This window comes from Neptunitalea chrysea (assembly GCF_027924145.1).
GTDB lineage: Bacteria > Bacteroidota > Bacteroidia > Flavobacteriales > Flavobacteriaceae > Neptunitalea > Neptunitalea chrysea.
Map to the genome: position 1 here is coordinate 45,289 of NZ_BRVP01000013.1, position 17,011 is coordinate 62,299.

At 34.1% G+C, this 17,011-nt stretch carries 16 protein-coding genes; 7 read left to right on the forward strand and 9 right to left on the reverse strand.

Going from position 1 to position 17,011, the window contains the following annotated elements:
* Positions 1 to 118: 118 nt before the first annotated feature.
* From NBRC110019_RS10370 to NBRC110019_RS10385, 4 genes are all read right to left on the reverse strand, one after another.
* A complete protein-coding gene (locus NBRC110019_RS10370) occupies positions 119 to 1,864 on the reverse strand; it encodes a right-handed parallel beta-helix repeat-containing protein (RefSeq protein ID WP_281754613.1) in 1,746 nt (581 codons plus the stop codon).
* Positions 1,865 to 2,023: 159 nt separating this feature from the next.
* Positions 2,024 to 2,275 carry a hypothetical protein gene (locus NBRC110019_RS10375; RefSeq protein ID WP_281754615.1) on the reverse strand — a complete coding sequence of 84 codons (252 nt, stop codon included), beginning with the start codon at positions 2,273 to 2,275 and terminating at the stop codon, positions 2,024 to 2,026.
* Positions 2,276 to 2,406: 131 nt separating this feature from the next.
* A complete protein-coding gene (locus NBRC110019_RS10380; protein ID WP_281754616.1) occupies positions 2,407 to 2,670 on the reverse strand; it encodes a hypothetical protein in 264 nt (87 codons plus the stop codon).
* Position 2,671: 1 nt separating this feature from the next.
* Complete coding sequence (locus NBRC110019_RS10385) at positions 2,672 to 3,055, reverse strand: hypothetical protein (RefSeq protein WP_281754618.1); 384 nt, start codon at positions 3,053 to 3,055, stop codon at positions 2,672 to 2,674.
* A gap of 110 nt (positions 3,056 to 3,165) precedes the next feature.
* Here NBRC110019_RS10385 and NBRC110019_RS10390 point away from each other — a divergent pair, with 110 nt between their 5' ends.
* The 6 genes from NBRC110019_RS10390 (at position 3,166) to NBRC110019_RS10415 (ending at position 8,650) form a co-directional block, all read left to right on the forward strand.
* Entirely contained in the window at positions 3,166 to 3,879 is a 714-nt protein-coding gene (locus NBRC110019_RS10390; protein WP_281754619.1) for an XRE family transcriptional regulator, read from the forward strand.
* A 237-nt stretch (positions 3,880 to 4,116) separates the two neighbouring features.
* Positions 4,117 to 4,719: an outer membrane beta-barrel protein gene (locus NBRC110019_RS10395; protein ID WP_281754620.1), complete on the forward strand. Its 603-nt coding sequence runs from the start codon at positions 4,117 to 4,119 to the stop codon at positions 4,717 to 4,719.
* A 121-nt stretch (positions 4,720 to 4,840) separates the two neighbouring features.
* Positions 4,841 to 5,221, forward strand: coding sequence for a hypothetical protein (locus tag NBRC110019_RS10400; RefSeq protein WP_281754621.1), 381 nt, complete (start codon positions 4,841 to 4,843; stop codon positions 5,219 to 5,221).
* Between the two features lie 507 nt (positions 5,222 to 5,728).
* Positions 5,729 to 6,511 (forward strand): HNH endonuclease, encoded by a 783-nt coding sequence (locus NBRC110019_RS10405; RefSeq protein ID WP_281754623.1) that lies wholly within the window; start codon positions 5,729 to 5,731, stop codon positions 6,509 to 6,511.
* Between the two features lie 251 nt (positions 6,512 to 6,762).
* Positions 6,763 to 7,359 (forward strand): hypothetical protein, encoded by a 597-nt coding sequence (locus NBRC110019_RS10410; RefSeq protein WP_281754624.1) that lies wholly within the window; start codon positions 6,763 to 6,765, stop codon positions 7,357 to 7,359.
* 184 nt (positions 7,360 to 7,543) lie between these two features.
* Positions 7,544 to 8,650, forward strand: coding sequence for a cell division protein ZipA C-terminal FtsZ-binding domain-containing protein (locus tag NBRC110019_RS10415; RefSeq protein WP_281754626.1), 1,107 nt, complete (start codon positions 7,544 to 7,546; stop codon positions 8,648 to 8,650).
* Positions 8,651 to 8,670: 20 nt separating this feature from the next.
* Here NBRC110019_RS10415 and NBRC110019_RS10420 read toward each other — a convergent pair whose 3' ends face one another.
* From NBRC110019_RS10420 to NBRC110019_RS10435, 4 genes are all read right to left on the reverse strand, one after another.
* Positions 8,671 to 9,171 (reverse strand): hypothetical protein, encoded by a 501-nt coding sequence (locus NBRC110019_RS10420; protein ID WP_281754628.1) that lies wholly within the window; start codon positions 9,169 to 9,171, stop codon positions 8,671 to 8,673.
* 63 nt (positions 9,172 to 9,234) lie between these two features.
* Complete coding sequence (locus NBRC110019_RS10425) at positions 9,235 to 9,582, reverse strand: hypothetical protein (RefSeq protein ID WP_281754629.1); 348 nt, start codon at positions 9,580 to 9,582, stop codon at positions 9,235 to 9,237.
* A gap of 187 nt (positions 9,583 to 9,769) precedes the next feature.
* Positions 9,770 to 11,935, reverse strand: a complete 2,166-nt coding sequence (locus NBRC110019_RS10430) for a DUF3858 domain-containing protein (RefSeq protein ID WP_281754631.1) — start codon at positions 11,933 to 11,935, stop codon at positions 9,770 to 9,772.
* Between the two features lie 10 nt (positions 11,936 to 11,945).
* Positions 11,946 to 13,868, reverse strand: a complete 1,923-nt coding sequence (locus tag NBRC110019_RS10435; RefSeq protein ID WP_281754633.1) for a transglutaminase-like domain-containing protein — start codon at positions 13,866 to 13,868, stop codon at positions 11,946 to 11,948.
* Positions 13,869 to 14,903: 1,035 nt separating this feature from the next.
* On the opposite strand from NBRC110019_RS10435, the gene NBRC110019_RS10440 reads away from it, so the two are divergent.
* The gene (locus NBRC110019_RS10440; protein ID WP_281754634.1) at positions 14,904 to 15,779 is read left to right on the forward strand and encodes a pseudouridine synthase; all 876 of its coding nucleotides are present in this window, start codon (positions 14,904 to 14,906) and stop codon (positions 15,777 to 15,779) included.
* A 501-nt stretch (positions 15,780 to 16,280) separates the two neighbouring features.
* Here the strand turns inward: NBRC110019_RS10440 and NBRC110019_RS10445 are convergent.
* Positions 16,281 to 16,979 carry a DUF2306 domain-containing protein gene (locus tag NBRC110019_RS10445; RefSeq protein ID WP_281754636.1) on the reverse strand — a complete coding sequence of 233 codons (699 nt, stop codon included), beginning with the start codon at positions 16,977 to 16,979 and terminating at the stop codon, positions 16,281 to 16,283.
* Positions 16,980 to 17,011: the final 32 nt, after the last annotated feature.

A 17,011-nucleotide genomic window follows, 5' to 3' on the forward strand; every position in this document is an offset into this window, starting at 1 on the left:
AAATGCTTCGAGGCTTGTTTCTAAATAGAAATGCCATGCTTACTAAATGCTTCGGGTTTGTTGCGAAGTAGTTTGCTAAAAGAAAGGTGTGGCAGGTGCCTCACCTTTCTAGAGTTTGTTAAATACCTAAATTGGTATTGTCTATAGATGTAAAAGAGTTGGTACCTCCCTGGTAATTTTGACTACCATAAGAGCCAAATAAAACATTGTCTTGCACAACACCGGTTACACTTTGTATCATTAACGCAGTACCACTTATACTGTTAATAGTATTTCCCCGTAATAATAAATTATCAATATTAGCTACTTCAATACCTCCACCGTTTGAATATCTAACAGTGTTGTTACAAATTTGAATACTTTCTGAGTTACTTGGTAGCTGATGTCTAATTCCTCTTGTTACAGAGTTGTAAATTTTGTTGTCTAAAATGTAAACATCCTCTACGTTATAAGAGTCAATTCCTCTGTAATAGGAGTCGACAAAGTTACTAGTTGCTTCAATAATTTTACAGTTTTCTAATAGGATACCAACAAATAACTTTCCTTCTTCGCTTGTAAATGTGATATCAGATTGTATAGTGTTATCTTGAATTTTAATAAACTCTGTATTTCCGTTAACGCTATTTCCAACTGCAGAGACTACAACACCGTGTCCGTACCCTTTGTTGTGAATAGTGTTACCAATAACACTTACGTGTTTTGGATTTCTGGTACCCCCACCAATTCTAATAGCTGAGAATTTAGGATTCCATGAAGCTCCTGCATCATTTGTGCTTTCTCGGTCGTACAGAATGTGGTTATTACTTACAATAGTATGGTTGGCTTGGTCTAATACAGCAATTCCCCACCAAGTGTTTCCACCATTAACAACATTATCAGAGATAACTACTCCCTGTAAACCTTCATTTACAATACCTCTTCTAAAAGGCCCTTCAACAAGATTACCTTCTATAATTACCGAGTAGCTTAAAAAGTCAGGATCAATATTGTTTGTATCTAAAGCTTCACAATGAATTCCTATTCGGGCATCCTGTCCTTCCATACATTTTACAATGTTATTAGCAATAACCCCTGATGATCCCCAAAAAGTAATACCATCGCCTCGGTCTTCCTTAGAGACACCTATGTTGTCTAAAATTTGGTTATTGGTAATAATAATGTCAATATACTCTGCACCACCTACTTCAGGAGGTCTAACCGTAATTCCTTGTAAAAACTTTTCGATAATACAATGGTCTACCGTTACATTACTTGCCTTAATTAAGATAGCGCAGTTTCGGTCTCCATCATAAGCTACGTATTGATAGGGGTTTGATAATTTAATATTGCTAACTTTTGAAAAAGGATATACAATTTCTAATAGAGCCAGATTTGCAAAGTCGGCATGATTTGCAATTAGCACTGCCCCGTCTTTGCCAACTACCTCAATGCTACACGGAGGAGTAATAGTACTGGTTACATAATAGGCTTGCGAAAGCATTAGGGTATGTACTTCTGTAACAGGAGTAGATAAAGCCATTAATTCAAAGGCTTTTTCAAAGGCAAGGTAATCATCTGCACTGCCGTCTCCGTAAACACCAAACCATTCGGGATATACGGTTCCTAAACGGTAAGTGCCACTAAAAGATGTATCTTGAAATATTTGTTGTGGAAATGCACATTCAATAGAAGTATTGTCTCCGATAAAATTGGAGGCATTTAAGATGCATCCGTTATTGGTAAAACGTAAGGTTACATTAGCAGGAAGTGTAACAGTACCTACTGAAGACAAGTCAAATTCCTGATTAATTTCCCAAATGCTATCTGCATAACTTGTAGATATAGATGACCAGTTAAAACTTGAAGTAATAACGTAGTAATTCATTTTGTTTAAGTTTTGTTGTAAGGAGTATCGATTGAAAAGCAATAAATCTGCTTTTCTGAAATATCATAGTGTAGTTTGTGGTAGACTTATTTTGATAAGACCCTGAACAAAATTCAAGGTGATGGGGCTCTACCAATTCAAAATACCCAATGCGCTACTTTAGTTAGCTATAAGCGCAATACGTTTGGCAATGATGTTGTTATACTTACGCCCCAGACCCGATACCTTTCCGTTAAAGCGTACCTGTACCGTAACATCATCTCCGGTGTGGTACTCGTCTAAAAGCTGTATGTTTTTCCCTTGAAATTCTACAAATAGTATTTCACGACCATTTACAAGTGTTACTACTTTTTTATCGTTTCCGTTGTTGTTTTCTACTGTAATACAGTCAATTTTGCCACTTAATTCCATTTTGTTTAAGTTTTATATGTTAATGATTTTTAGATTTAATATTCAGTGTTTGCTCACTCAGATGCGAGGCTGAGCAAAATTCAGGATAATGAGTTCTTTAATTCAGAATCCTGAATTCTAATAGCGAAATATTATTGCGTATTTAGGTTTGTTCTATCCTTAAATAAGCAGAGATTGTAACTGCGTTGCATAGCGTTTAGCACGTTACGCAAAGCTTCTAAATAGGATCTATACCCTTTTTTAAATAAAGATTGTGCTACACTTTCTACCCAAAAAGTGCCGTTTTTTTCTTCGTACAGATACGCATTCACAAATCCGTGAGCAGTGGTTACTACTATTTTGTAACGGTTACCGTTAGGTAGTTGTCCGGTGAAATTTTTAGCTTGTATTTTCATATCAATAGCTGGTGTAAAAATTTATATTTATATGGTTAAAAGTTTCGTTAATGTCTTGGTTGTGTACATCTTCACTTTCTTCATAAATAAAGGCTTCACGATCTATTTTGTATAATTGATTCAGCTCAGTTTCGAGTGCTTTTTCCAATATCTCCAGTTGTGCTTTGGTGGGGGTAATCTGGTACCAAAAGCCCTTACTTTCGTAACCAAAATCTTCTATAATAAGTGTGTAGTTGTCTTCTGGCAAGGCGTATAAAGATATCTTATGTTTTCCCCATTCAGCTATCAGAAATACATTTTCAAGACTACTATCTAACGGGTGAAGGTCTTGTAATATTTTACGGAAAACCTCAGTGCTAAGATGTTCGTTTGTAACGCCTACCATTTTTTTTCGTATATTTGATTTGAATACGAAGCAAATTTACGCAATAATATTTCGTATTAACAAATTTAATATGAAAATAATTTGCGTTATTCATTGTATGTTTTTGTTTTATGTTGAAAGTTAAAGAGTTACGAAATAAAAAAAAGGAGAGTCAATCTAGCCTTGCTGAGGTGGTAGGTGTAAGCCTGCGTACTATTCAAAATTATGAATCGGGAAAAGTGGCTGTTCCATATAAGAATCTGGAGGTTATTGCACAACATTATGGGGTAACTGTTGCGTATTTTTTTTCAGATGAGAAAGACGACCAGAAAAGCAAAGTGGCTGAAAAGAAAAGCCATAACCAACTTATCTGGACCGACTATGAAACTTTTATGTTGGTGCCTTTGGTAAGCAAACGGGTGCAGGCAGGTTTCTTATCGAATTGGGATACCGAACGTGACTCGTTTGAGGATGTATTACCAAAAGTGCCATGGGAAGTAGATAAGGAATATAAAGGTAGGTACCTAACGTTTGAGGTTACAGGGGAAAGTATGGAGAGCGAAGAAGAACCGTACGATAGTTTGTTTGAAGGGGATCTTATTCTGTGCAGAGAGGTGCAACGCCATTTATGGAAAAGTGGATTGCATATCCATAAATGGGATTTTGTAGTGGCACATAAAACCGAAGGCTTATTGGTAAAACGTATTGTTAAGCAGAATATGGAAACTGGAGAGCTTATCTTAAAAAGTTTGAATCCTCGTTTCCCATTACAAAAAGTATATATGGATGATTTAGTTGCGGTGTTTAATGTAATAGACGTGAAACGATCGCGAAGAAGAAGATAAATGTAAAGAAACCGTCATATAAAAGCCGAAGCAAAACTTGCTTCGGCTTTTGTATTTAGTATAGTACCACCGCTGTAAAACCTTCAGAAAACGCTAAAAGAGTTATTATAAGGAGATACTTTTTTAACTGAACTATTTCTGGTTTTTGTAAGGTGTTTGCTCATGAGTACGGATTGCCGTAATGCACAAAATTTGTTGTTTTGTACGTTTGCACCAACAATCTAACCGATATAAATAATGAAAAAAACTTATTTTTTTATGTTGTTGCTTTTATTGGCAATAGCCCCTGTATTTTCTCAAGTGCAGTTTGGAGCACGATTTTCTGCTAACTTTTCTAAATACACTAATTATCCTGATTACGTAACAATGGATTCTAAGGCGAAATTTGGACAAGGAGGATCTTTTCTTCTAATAATTCCTGTTTCTGAAAAATGGATAATTAGACCCGAAGTGGGAACCACCTTGCTAAATACCGAGGTAAATTGGGAGAGTTATGGCTATAATTCAAATGGAAATCTTACAGGTACTTATAAGAACTCGTACGAAGCGAACGAAGTGATGTTGTCTTTTGATGCAATGGTAGGCTATAAAATAACAGATAAATTTACAGTACAAGTGGGGCCAGAGCTATTATATTCCTTAAGTGCTTCGGCTATTTTTGATGACGTAATTTTTGTGGCAGATGATTATGAGAAAACTAATTATTTGGGTAAAATAGGTGCTACATATACGTTTTGGGATCATATGTTTACCGATGTGCATTATGCTACGAGTGTAGTAAAATTGTCCGATGATACACGGAGACATATGATAGAACTGGGTATAGGTTATACTTTTTAAAAGAGACTATATATAACGGGTTTTTTAAAGTCCTTTGCTATAGCAAAGGACTTATTTTGTTGCAGTGTAATCGGGTTAATTTCTTTCAAAATCTGTATTTTTACACTGTAATTTTATTGAGATGAGAATATATAAAATACCAAATTGGTATCCGTACATCTATACGATATTGATAGTGTTGGTGGCAGTGTTTATAATGGCTAAAGTGCATAAAATTGTTCTGTCCTTAATTGTTTTAATAGCGTTAGGTGTAACTTTGGTATTACTACGGGAGTCTGCTAAAATATTGTGGGTAACCCACGAATATATTATTCTTTCCCATTTTAAGAATGAAAAAAAGATAGCTCTTAATAATATAAAAGGGTATCGCTTAACCAAATACTATATATGTATTTATCCCACAATAGTAGAAGAAATGGAGGTGTTACAAATACCGAAGTCGTTTTTAAAGTATAATCCCGATTTTGTACAATGGATTAAGCTGAATGTGCCTAAAGTGTGAATGCGACTTAGGGAATGGGTAAGTACAATTATTAAATAAATGCCTACATATGTAAACATATAATTTAACCCGTGGAATTAGAATTTTTTCTAGGTGTTTTTCTCTCTTTGCATTATAGGTTTTGTAGTGTTGACTTTGGAGCCCAATATTGTATCCGGATTTACTAGGAAAATGAGGATTGTATAATTGCAATTACTGTGGTTTTCATTAGAGACTTGTATGTAGCTTGGGGAAAAACATTAGTTCCAACCTAATAATCGAGCCTAAAGAGGTGTATGAAATGCATATAAGCAACGTAGTAATCGTAAGCTTGCGCGAAGGCTGTTATATGAGGTGGAGATTTGATTTAGGGAAACTCACTTTAGTTTAAGCATATTTTCTTTTAAAACATAAATTTATTGGTGTGTTGTACCACATATAAACGGTTATGGTTGTGGAGGTGATATTTTTTTATTGTAGGGAATAAAGATTATATTTACGAAAGGAACGGATTTATGTTTTATTAAGATGAAAAAAGGGCAAAGGCTTTGGACTAGAGAAGAACTTATTCTTGCTATAAATTTGTATTGTAAGCTTCCTTTTGGGAAAATTCATAAGGGAAATTCTGAGATAATTCAATTAGCTAGTTTGATTGGTAGAACGCCTAGTTCTGTCTCATTAAAGCTTGGAAACTTTGCTAGTTTGGATCCAAGTTTGAAAGCTAGAGATATTAAAGGGGTTTCTAATTCTAGTAAATTGGATAAAGAAATTTGGAATGAGTTTTATAATAATTGGGAAGAATTACCTTTTGAAAGTGAGAGATTACTAGCTAATTATTCAGGAACCACAATAGAAGAACTAAACCAAATAGATATAACCCAATTGCCAGTAGGAAAGAACCGAGAAAGAATAGTAAAAACGAGAGTCAATCAGTCCTTTTTTAGAAGTTCTATACTGGCCTCCTATGATTTTACGTGTTGTATTACTGGTATATCACAACCAGAGCTTTTGATAGCTGGACATATAATGCCTTGGAGTAAGGATGAGGTTAATAGAATGAATCCTAGGAATGGAATAGCAATTAACGCTTTGCACGATAAAGCATTTGAAGATGGATTAATTACAATTACGCCAGACTATAAGGTAAAGGTTTCTCCTAAGTTGCGTAAGAGTAAGAAAGATAAAGAAGCTTTGGAAAAGTATTTTTTTCGATATGAGGATAAAGAAATTATATTACCTAAACGGTTTCTCCCTGATAAACAATTTTTAATCTATCATAATCAGTATAGGTTTCAGAACACATCCCGATAATCTTGTTATCTATTTTTTACCATCTCAACAATAAACCCAACCTCTTGTTGTATAAAAAACGAGGTAAACTACTTCGGGGCAAGTCAACGAAGCATTTAATCTCTATTATTGAGTAAATAGGTGTTGATTTTATTTTTATATGACCTACCTGAATTGTTAACTTAATGTTAAAACAGAGAAGGAAAAAGGAGTGGTTTATTTGTTATTTTAGAGGTCTGATCAACCAACAAATTAACTAATACTCTTGCAGTATGGCTCTTAAACAATTAACTGTTTACTATTCAGATGATTATCCTGAGTTGCGCTATGAGTCTGCTACCATCGGACAAATAGCTTTACACCGCGTAACAGATTCATTTACAGTCTTAAAAATTTATTTCCCAAACCTTACATTAGTTAACCAGCCTGCTACTATAGAAGCGGTAGATGAAACGGTAGAGGTAATGCTTACTAACTACCCTGTTACGGTACAAAAGTTGACAGATTTAGATGGTAAAACCATTGCCATAGATAAAGACTGGAATCGCAAGAATACCTTTACCATGATTCAGCTTTTTGATGGGGAACCTATTCAGCAAAATAGTATTAGATTTACCTTAAAAGATGAAACGACCCTAGAGGTATGCTGGACGGGTATTTGGGGAGAGGAGCGTAATGATACTCACACCATGAAGTTGTGTTTAGATGCCAAGGTGGTTTCCGAGATTGAAACACCTCTATGTATGAAAGTGTCCGACTTGCTAGAGCGTAATGGGGAAAAGGCGGTAGCTGCAGTGGAAAAAAAGAAGAAGAAAAAGAAAAAAAAAGATAAGAAGAAGAAGAAAAAGAAAGATTCAGAAAAGGAGTAATGTATTTTTTGGTATGGTATATGCTGTTATTATGTTTTATAGTAAATTACTCGATAATCAAGATTAAATACGCATCGACTTGTCTCGAAATTGAAATGTAATGCTTACCAAATGAGTCGTGGGCTTGCCCCGAAGTAGTTTACTAAAATTAAATGCTTTGTAATAACCAAATTTCTTTTGAACTGTGAAACGTATTCCTCTTCTTACTGTTATAGGTATTGCCTGTTGTGTAACCGGTTGTGGTGTAATGCCATCTAATACATCATCTTTTCCTGAGTCTACAGGTACTACTAGTAATCAAATAATAGAAAAGAACAGCTATAATTTTACTCCTCAAAAGCCAGTTATACCCTATACCGGATCAGAAGATAAGCAAGAGCTTACAGCGGCTCGTTTTCGTGATATGGATGTGTACGAGCTACAACAACCTATTGATTATCCTAACTTTAAATACGATTGGATTACTACTGTAGTGCCTAAGAGCGGAAAACCGTTTTCTGTGGATGAGGTGAGTACGCTGTTACATTTGTTAGACGATACGAGCGAGAAAGTATATGTAATGAAAGAGGGGAGCAGCACTTGGCAACCTTTTGTATTAAAGAGTCAGCGCGAGATATATCGTAAACTAGCTATTGGGTATAAACTGTACAGTAAAGTACAGTTTAATGCTTCTAAAGATGGATACAGTAAGCAGCAACTCATTAATTACAAAGCAGGATTAGAGGCTAATTTGGCTAAGCTGCCGTATGCCTCTCTAACGTATAATTATACAGTTGAACAAGCTACAGATGTGTCTCATAAAATGGCATGGTTTATACATAAAAACAGCAAATGGGCGGTGATTCGATTAAAAGCGGATGGAGTTTACAAGGGTAAAGACGTATGGGATGTAATGATGTCGGTAGGGTTGCAGTATGGTGCAAACAATCATTTTTATTGGTATAATACCGATTTTGAAAATGCTTCTAAAACGTATATGTCTGCATGGACAACAACACCAAAAGGTTATTTTAATCCTGAAAATATTAGAGATGGAAAAGTAACTACCAATGAGCTTGTATTTGGGTTTAGTATACCGCGCTCTATTGCACCTGAAGAGATTTTTGATGCTATGTATAACATAGCGCAATACGCTCAAAGCCGACTAGGGGGTACCATTACACCACCTGTAAATACAGAAAACGAACTAAAACAAATACGAACGGTGGTAAAAAGTTTGCAAAACGAAAATATGATTACCGGTACCGGAGACGCCCTCTATTTATTTGAAGAAGACGATTGGGTTGAGTAGTGGTTTAGTTATAAAGGCTATTACTTCAACTTTAATCGCATACCACTTTTCTCCATTAGGGAGATAAACTCGTCGGTATGACTTCCTAAATCTTTTTTAGGAATAAAGTATAAAGCTGTTTTTCCTGAGAAAATAACAAACCAGTAGTTAAACTCTTCCACCACATAAGTAGGGTTGTAATCTTCTTCATAGCTACTAAGGTCAGAGTGTACTTTTACCCCTTCATAGGTAAACTCATAGTTAATAGTTTGGTGTAATCCGTTTGGTCTATAAAATCCTTTTTTAAAGGTATAATATAGTGTAGCCGGAAAAACAAAAGCAATACCCATACCTAATACAAATTGCGGTAACGAGTTGTTGTAGCCTTCTAATACAACAATTCCTGAATAGGCAAGTACAGCCATAATAACCATGCCTAACCCCATAAAAGTAACCAATTGCATGGCTGTTTTACGATAAATAAGCCAATACATTAGCTTCATGTACTCTTTAAAATCTGCCTTAATTGTTAGATGTAACATGGTTATTGCGTTTAGAATAGCAATATAGGCAGTATTTTTTTATATGTAGCCTCTATATACGAATTACTTTGTTTGACTTAATGCAGTAATAAATGAATTAAGTTGATTTTCTGAATATTCACCATTGTATTGCAGATATTCACCAGAACTATTTACAACCATAACCGCATGACAGCTCTTTTTTCGATTAAAGAAATTATTATAAAGAAAATCATCTACGTCATCAAAATACAAGATGTTATCCATTTTTCTCTTTATTTTTTCACCGTTGTAATGCACATGTATTCTTTTACAATTGGTGGTATTTACTTTGGTAAAAAATTGCTTTTGCCATCTTTTAGAATCTCCGGTAACTTTATTTTGGTCATAATGGCAAGTACTTTCGGGTTGCACATAACAAATTAAAAGCACAGGGAGGCTGTCGCTTTTCCAGTGATAATTTTTTTGAAGAAACGCTAATTCAGTTTTAGTTAAAGATCCTGTATAATGTAGTCTTGTATTTTTAGTTTTTTGTGCAGTTACTCATAGACTAAAACATATTGTAATAGCTAGGAAAATAAGGTTTTTCATGTGGCTTTAATTTTAGCATATATAGTTCTTACTTCTTACTCAATAATATTTTAGCGTTAGACGCTTCGTAGGCAGCATTTAAAATATCTACCAGTTTAGGCCAATTGGCAGCGGTTTCAAAATTATGAGCATGTATTTCGGTTACTTTCATAATCACCTGGTTGCCCTTTATACGAGCTTCACAAGTAAAAGATCCGGCTTCGTTTTCAAACTTTTTGTTTAGGTTGTCTACCGGTTTTGCTTCATACCCTTCAGGGATATTAAATTGTAGTTCAGTAATCAAAGTTTTAGGATACTTTTGGTATACATCTAAATCACGGGTTTTATCCTCATCTTTAATTTGTATCTGATTTCCCATTAGTTTTCCTAGCTCAATAATTAGGTTAGGGCCGGCTTTTTTAACAAAGTTGTTTTTAATGTTAAAAGTTTCGGTATAGGTCATTGGTTGCTCTTTACCAAAGCGCCCGGTAGCCTCAATATTATAGGTGTAATCGGTAAGCTCATCTCCTAAATCGTAAAAGTCTTTAACGCCATCGGTAAACCATTCATTTTGTTTTTCGCGGTAGGTATCTTCAATAGCTTTTAACCCTTCCTCTAAACGGGCTCTTTTCTTTTTAGATCCAAAATATTCAACAAAAGGTTTTAAACCATATTTTAGGGCATCTTCTGCTTCGTAATCACCATAAAATAAATAGTATTCCTGCATAGCTGTTTTACGGTGGCCTATAGCGCTGTGACTCGTTTTTACTTGTACGCCTTTAGTGTCATCAGTTAACGATATTTCCGCAACATAGGTAGTTACATTGTCTTCAGGAGTAGAAACCGGAATAGCGGTTTTCTTAATATCAACAATCTTCTTTTTGTTAAACTCCAGTAAGAAAGCATCGGTACCTTCCAGTAACGGACTTAACTGGTTGGCATCGGATACCTGATCAAACATTTCTACATACACCGGCGGATTGGTATGGGCTTTTACAACCAAGTTTACATTCGATGTAAATAGAAGTTCATCTATAGGGCCGTCATAACGTTTTTTTGCCACTAAAATATCATAACCAATGCCCATTTTATTAAGGTTGCTGGTAAAAATGTTTACAAAATGACGATCGTTATTTAAGCTGGTTACCGGATATTTTTGTGCAATTAGATACGGGTCTTCCAACTCCTTTTCATACGCTATATACGCTAAAATATTTTTAGTAATGTAGTAGTTACGCATAAAGTAATAGAGATCCATTACTTTTTTGTAATCAGATGAAAATGATTGCTTTTTATAGCGGTCAAACTGCCATTTCCCAACATCTAACCATTCTTCATACAAGGCTTTAACCTCGTCTATGCTTACGTTGTTTTTAATAATGCTTTCGTCTTTTGGTAAAAAAGCATAGGTGTTTTCTTCAAACTTTCCGCTACGCGCAAATACCGTTTGAAACTTATACGTAGGCATTTGTATTAACGGAAAGATATAACGTTCCGATTCAAATTTAGGAATATCGTGCGCTACCAATTCATACTGGCGTAAGTTACGCTCGTCATTCTTTAATTGCTTAAGCTCAGGGGCACCGTTAAATGATTTAAAGGTGATAAAAAAGTCGTTTTCGGTTTGTAGGTATAGTTTATAATCTACTACCGGATAATCATCTGCAAGGGTTTCCTCTTCAGGATTAAACTTCACTGCGTATTTAGAAACAAACGATTCTACTACGTAAATATAGTAATCTATAATATCGCCTACCTCTAGGTTTTTAATAGCTACTTTGTATTTATCGTTTTGTTGAACAGCATCGCCATCTACATCAATACGTTCTACCGAGCCATCTGGTTTAATAATTTTAACACCTACTAGCGTAAAGCTCTTTTTAGAACGGCGACCTTTGCTAGACTTAAAGAATTTTTTATAAGAAAAATCAGAGTAGTTTTCTACCGAGGCTGCATCCATTAATTTAATGCGCTTACGTATAGAGGATTTATAGGTAACTTTTTTAGCGAACTTATGATAATCAAAATTTACATTTTTATATAAAATCACAGCCGACTCTCCTTGCCATTTTTCAGGTACCTCTGTGGCGTCTTTGTATTGGTCTTTAGCGCCCCAGAAAACTTTTTCGACTTCTTTTTTCATTTCCCCAGGCGATTGTGCTATACCTATACAAGGTAGTAACAACAATAAAGCAAGTAGTTTAAACAGTTTCATTGGTTATGTTTTAAATTTTGGTCAGGGTAATAGTTTCCTGATACATATTGGTAAGTTGTTTGTGAAATTCGTTCCAGGCGGCAAAGTTCTCTTTGGCTATTTTGTCTTTGTGAAAAGCAAATTTTTTGGTGTATACCACCTTATCTCCTTTTTGCTCGTATCCTAACGATATAGCAAAATCAGGATTGTTTATTTCAATAGCCTTTGGTAAATAGGTTACTTTGTACCCTGCAGGTATGGTAAGTTCTACCACATCTTCAATATTTTTTTTGTAGTAAAGCGAATAGTCGGTTTTACGTTTTTCAAAATCGTATGAAGAATAGATGTTCTCATACTCCATAGTTATGTACAAGTCTTTATCGTAACTTGTTACAAAGCTATCTAAGGTAATATCATAATCTATTACAATATTGGCTTCTCTATCGGTTAAATCAGAAGTAACCGGATTAGCAATAGATACATTACCATTATCGTAAAACGAAAGGAAGTACTTTAAAAAGTCTTCTTTATTGTTGTTCTCAATCGTATGAAAATATTGTAGTAAACTAGTTCTACTTTCCCCTTGCAATTGTTTGTGCGCCTTACCTGTAAGTTGTTCTCCATCTAAGGTCAGTTGAATTACAGAAGCATTTTTGTTGTGCTCAGACTTTACATCGGGTATGCGTTCTAAAATATAGTTATCGCCATCTTCAATAAGTACTTGTCGGTTTTGTATACGGTTGGCATATTCGCCAAATACATTGTAATCTTCGGTACCATCTAAAAATACAAAACTATCATGGTATTTAACGGCACAGATCATATGATTATCTACTGCTAAATTAGGAGTACTATAATCATATGCAATATGGTTGGTACCTATCCAACAAAGGCGGGCATCAAAACCAGCTTCGGTAAGCATGTTTTTAGTAAGGTTCGCCATGCCCTTACAGTCGCCATAGCGGTTGGTAAATACGTTGCTTGCTTCGTCTGGTTTAAAACCGGCAATACCGTCTTCAAAAGCAATGTAGCGTATGTTGTCTTGTACCCAGTAAAAAATGTTTTTAATTTTTTCTTCGTCGGTAGTAGCGTCCTTTGTAAGCTCTGCTACTTTAGCCGCAAAAACACTATGATTGTTTTTTAGTTCATCGGTAAGCGATTTGTACCAAGCATATTGATCGGCAGTAGACTCAAATAGGCGTACTTTTTTATTGTTTTTAGACTGCGATTTTGCCAACACTAACAAATGCGGATAAATATAGCTGTATCCAAGCATCTTTTTTTCCTTGTATTGGGCCGGTAAGTTTTTGGCGGTGTAAGTATACAGCGTACCGATATTGGTTGGGGTTACTGTTTTTTGAATATCGAACCCTTCAAAATTCATTTCCTTAAATTCAATATCAAGCCAAGACGGTACGTTAATATAGATTTTATGAGTTTCTATGGGGTACTTCTCCATGAAAGAGATTGTAGTAAAGTACTTAATGTCTTTATACTTTTTGGTAATATAAATATCGTATTTAGATCCGAATAAAGGAAAGTCTATATCGCAATGTTTTACAAGAACATCCTGATGAAAAATACCATTGCTATTAAAAATTTCATCTTTAGTTTTTAAAAGTATTTTCTTTTTTTTCTCAGAACGGGTAGCCTCAAACTTCGTAATTTCAGACTCACTGTTGTAGAATTCGTATATCGGAATATCGGCACGGTTACCAATGTTATAAATACTTTGAGAAGTTGCTTCGGTTACTACAACCAGTTGTTTGCCCGAGTTAAAATGAAAAGATATATTGTTTTCAAAATAATCCAAAGCAAGGTCATCATCTGTAAACTGCTTTTTCAATTCGCTTGCATGTGCAATTTGTTCATCACTTATCTTAAGTTTTTTTTGTGCGTGTAAGCTTAAAAAAGCCAATGAAAAAAGCGAAATAGCAATTAGTCTTTTATTCATTATGTGGTAGGTTTATTAGCAAAAATAATATTTTTTAATAAACGATAATGTTTTAATCAATTTTTTAAGAAAAATGTAGAGAAATAGGATAAGATATTATTAATGTAATTGATTATGAGTCGGTTTGTTTACAGTTGGTCTGTTTTTTAAGACGGGTTAAAACAGTACTAAGGTTCTTTTTTGAAACGTTTGGTACAAGGCGTTCTACATATATTTTTAGTGAGTTTCCTTTAAAAACGCTGTTCCATATGCAATTCTTTATGCGCTTTTTAATGTGTATTAAAACTCATCAAAAAAATAAAATAGAGGTAAAAGTTGTTAAAAAGATAAGAAAAAAACTGCGCAGTTCATGCTGGATGATATTTAACAAATTTAAAAAGGTATAAACCTTTTACTAATGTTTTACAATTCCTGCGCAGTACAAGAAAAAACTACTTGTATTATACACTATAAATAGTGCTAAAAACTACTCTACGTACAAATGTACGGTATAAATTAATTAAGATTACTAAAATGTGTAATTTTTTAATAAAACCGTAACAGATTGATAATATTATATCAAATCTGCTTAAAAAGTGTAATAATATAACAACATAAAAAAAGCTGTGCTACTTATAGTTACAACCTTATAAAGCCTCTGTAATACCATAACCCTTATTGTCCCCACAACCCTAGGTAATTGATGCAAGATGCTTTAGTTAGCTCATATCATTAAGCGTGCTGCACAGCTCTTATTTGCAAACTACTTTAAATCTTATTGTGAGTCTCTTGAAAAAGAAAACTCATGAATTTTTCACTTATAAACAAACAGAAGCTTTTATTGCTTTTGTGTTTGTCTTATTAGTAGATACCGATGGTTGTAAAAGGTTGCGTAATTTTTTTAATTTTTTTAATTCTGTTAAAAATGCAGTGGTATTTTACTTGTAATAACATTATTACTAAAGTAATGTTGGTGTTTAAGGCATTGTTTTATAATAAAATAAACTTTATTGCTGCTTATAGTGTAACTGTGTATCTTTGTTGAAAATTTAATCTATGAGTAGAAGTGATAAGTCGTCAGATAAAAATTCAGGGCGACAAGGAGGAGGACCACGTAAAAATAGTTTTGCCAAAGGGAATGCGCCAATCAAAAAAAGATGGGAAAATACCAAACCGCAATTAAATGAAAAACCCCAAACTCCGAAAAAGGAAGTAGGAGGAGGTATACGTCTTAACAAGTTTATAGCCAACTCTGGAATTTGTAGTCGTAGAGAGGCCGATATTTATATTGCTGCAGGGAGTGTTTGGGTAAATGGGAAACCAGTTACCGAAATGGGATACAAAGTGTTACTTACCGACGAGGTAAAGTTTGATGGTAAAACGATTACTCCTGAGGCTAAAGAATATCTACTGCTTAATAAACCAAAAGGATTTATTTCAACAACGTCTGACGAACGTGCACGTAAAACAGTAATGGAGTTAATTGCCAAAGCTACTAAGAGTAGAATAGTACCGGTAGGTAGATTAGATCGGCCAACTACTGGGTTATTGTTATTTACTAACGATGGTGATTTGGCTAAAAAACTTACGCACCCGTCTAATGGTGCAACTAAGTTATACCATGTTGGATTAGATAAGCCATTAAGTATGGCCGATATGCTAAAAATTAGAGAAGGATTACATTTAGAAGATGGACTTATAGAAGTTGATGAAGTTAGTTATATTGAAAATGCGTCTAAACGAGAAGTAGGGGTGCGTATACATAGTGGACGTAACCGTATTGTTCGTCGTATTTTTGAACATTTAGGCTACGAGGTAACAATGCTAGACAGGGTATTGTTTGCCAACTTAACCAAAAAAGATTTGCCAAGGGGGCGTTGGAGATTTTTAACCAAACAAGAGGTGATTAATCTTAAAAACATAAAGAAATAAAATAAAAATCCCTGAGCTTGCTCAGGGATTTTTTTGCCTAACTAAAACACATATTCTACTCGTTCCTCCTCGTAAAACTGTTCTTTGCTCAAAGATGATAAAAGTTGTATTATTTTCTAAGGGGTGTTTACCTTCGTTTTTATAGGGATATCCCTATTTTATTGGTACTCAATAATTGAGATTAAATACTTAGAGACTTTTCTTGAAATAGAAATGCAATGTTTACTAAATGCTTGTGGCTTGCCCCGAAGTGGTTTACTCTGTAATAGAGCGTAAATGGCTTGCGCGTAAAATTTGATGTAGTTCACTTGTTTAATTACACACAACGTCTAGTATAAGAAACGTAGGGCAGGTGATAAGCACTATCGTTTCGGTTTATTACTTAGCTAAATATAAATATTTTGCTTTTATCTTTTCTACTATAAACACCAAATTTTATATTTAGCGGATTTTGTGAATAAACACAGACTTTTCGGTTAAGCCAAAAATGCCCTATGTTTTTTATACACTGTTGTGTGCCGTTTTTATTCCTTCGTTTTGTTCTTTTCTCTTTCTGCTTTTCTTAAATTTTCTTACGTAATATACTATAAATCCAATTTGTAATAATGTACCAAAAACTGAAGGTAAAAATTGGCTATATGGTTGGTAATTCTCAAAAACAGTTCCTGAAAATGCAGATAACAATGCAGTAAATGCTCCAATCATTTTGAATATATGTTCAAAAAGCCACATATTTCTGTAAGTCTTTTTTGGAATTAAATAACGTATAAAATCGTAAATAATTATCATTAATAAAGCTCCAACTGTACTATATACAATTATTGGTGACCAATACATCCCGATAGACTTGAAATAGTATAAAAAGTAAGAAACTGAAATAAGCGAAACAATAGCAAACGAAATATCAATTAATTTTGGACTATTAGATTTGGTTTGCAAAATCCTATATCCAGAGAACCCGTAATAGGCACTCAAAACAGTTATTATTAATAAAAAAGTATTTCGGTTAAAAATAAAAACCCCAATTAATCCTGTTAGCACAACAATTATTAAGAGTGTTAAAAAATAATTACCACTTTTTTTATGCCACTTTCCACCTTTTTTAATTGTCAAAGCTATAATTCCAAGTAATATGGCAATTGAGCCTGAAATAACGTGAATAAAAATATTTGAATTATGTAAAAATGAATATTCAGACATATTAGAGTTTAATTAATTTTATTATTCTACCA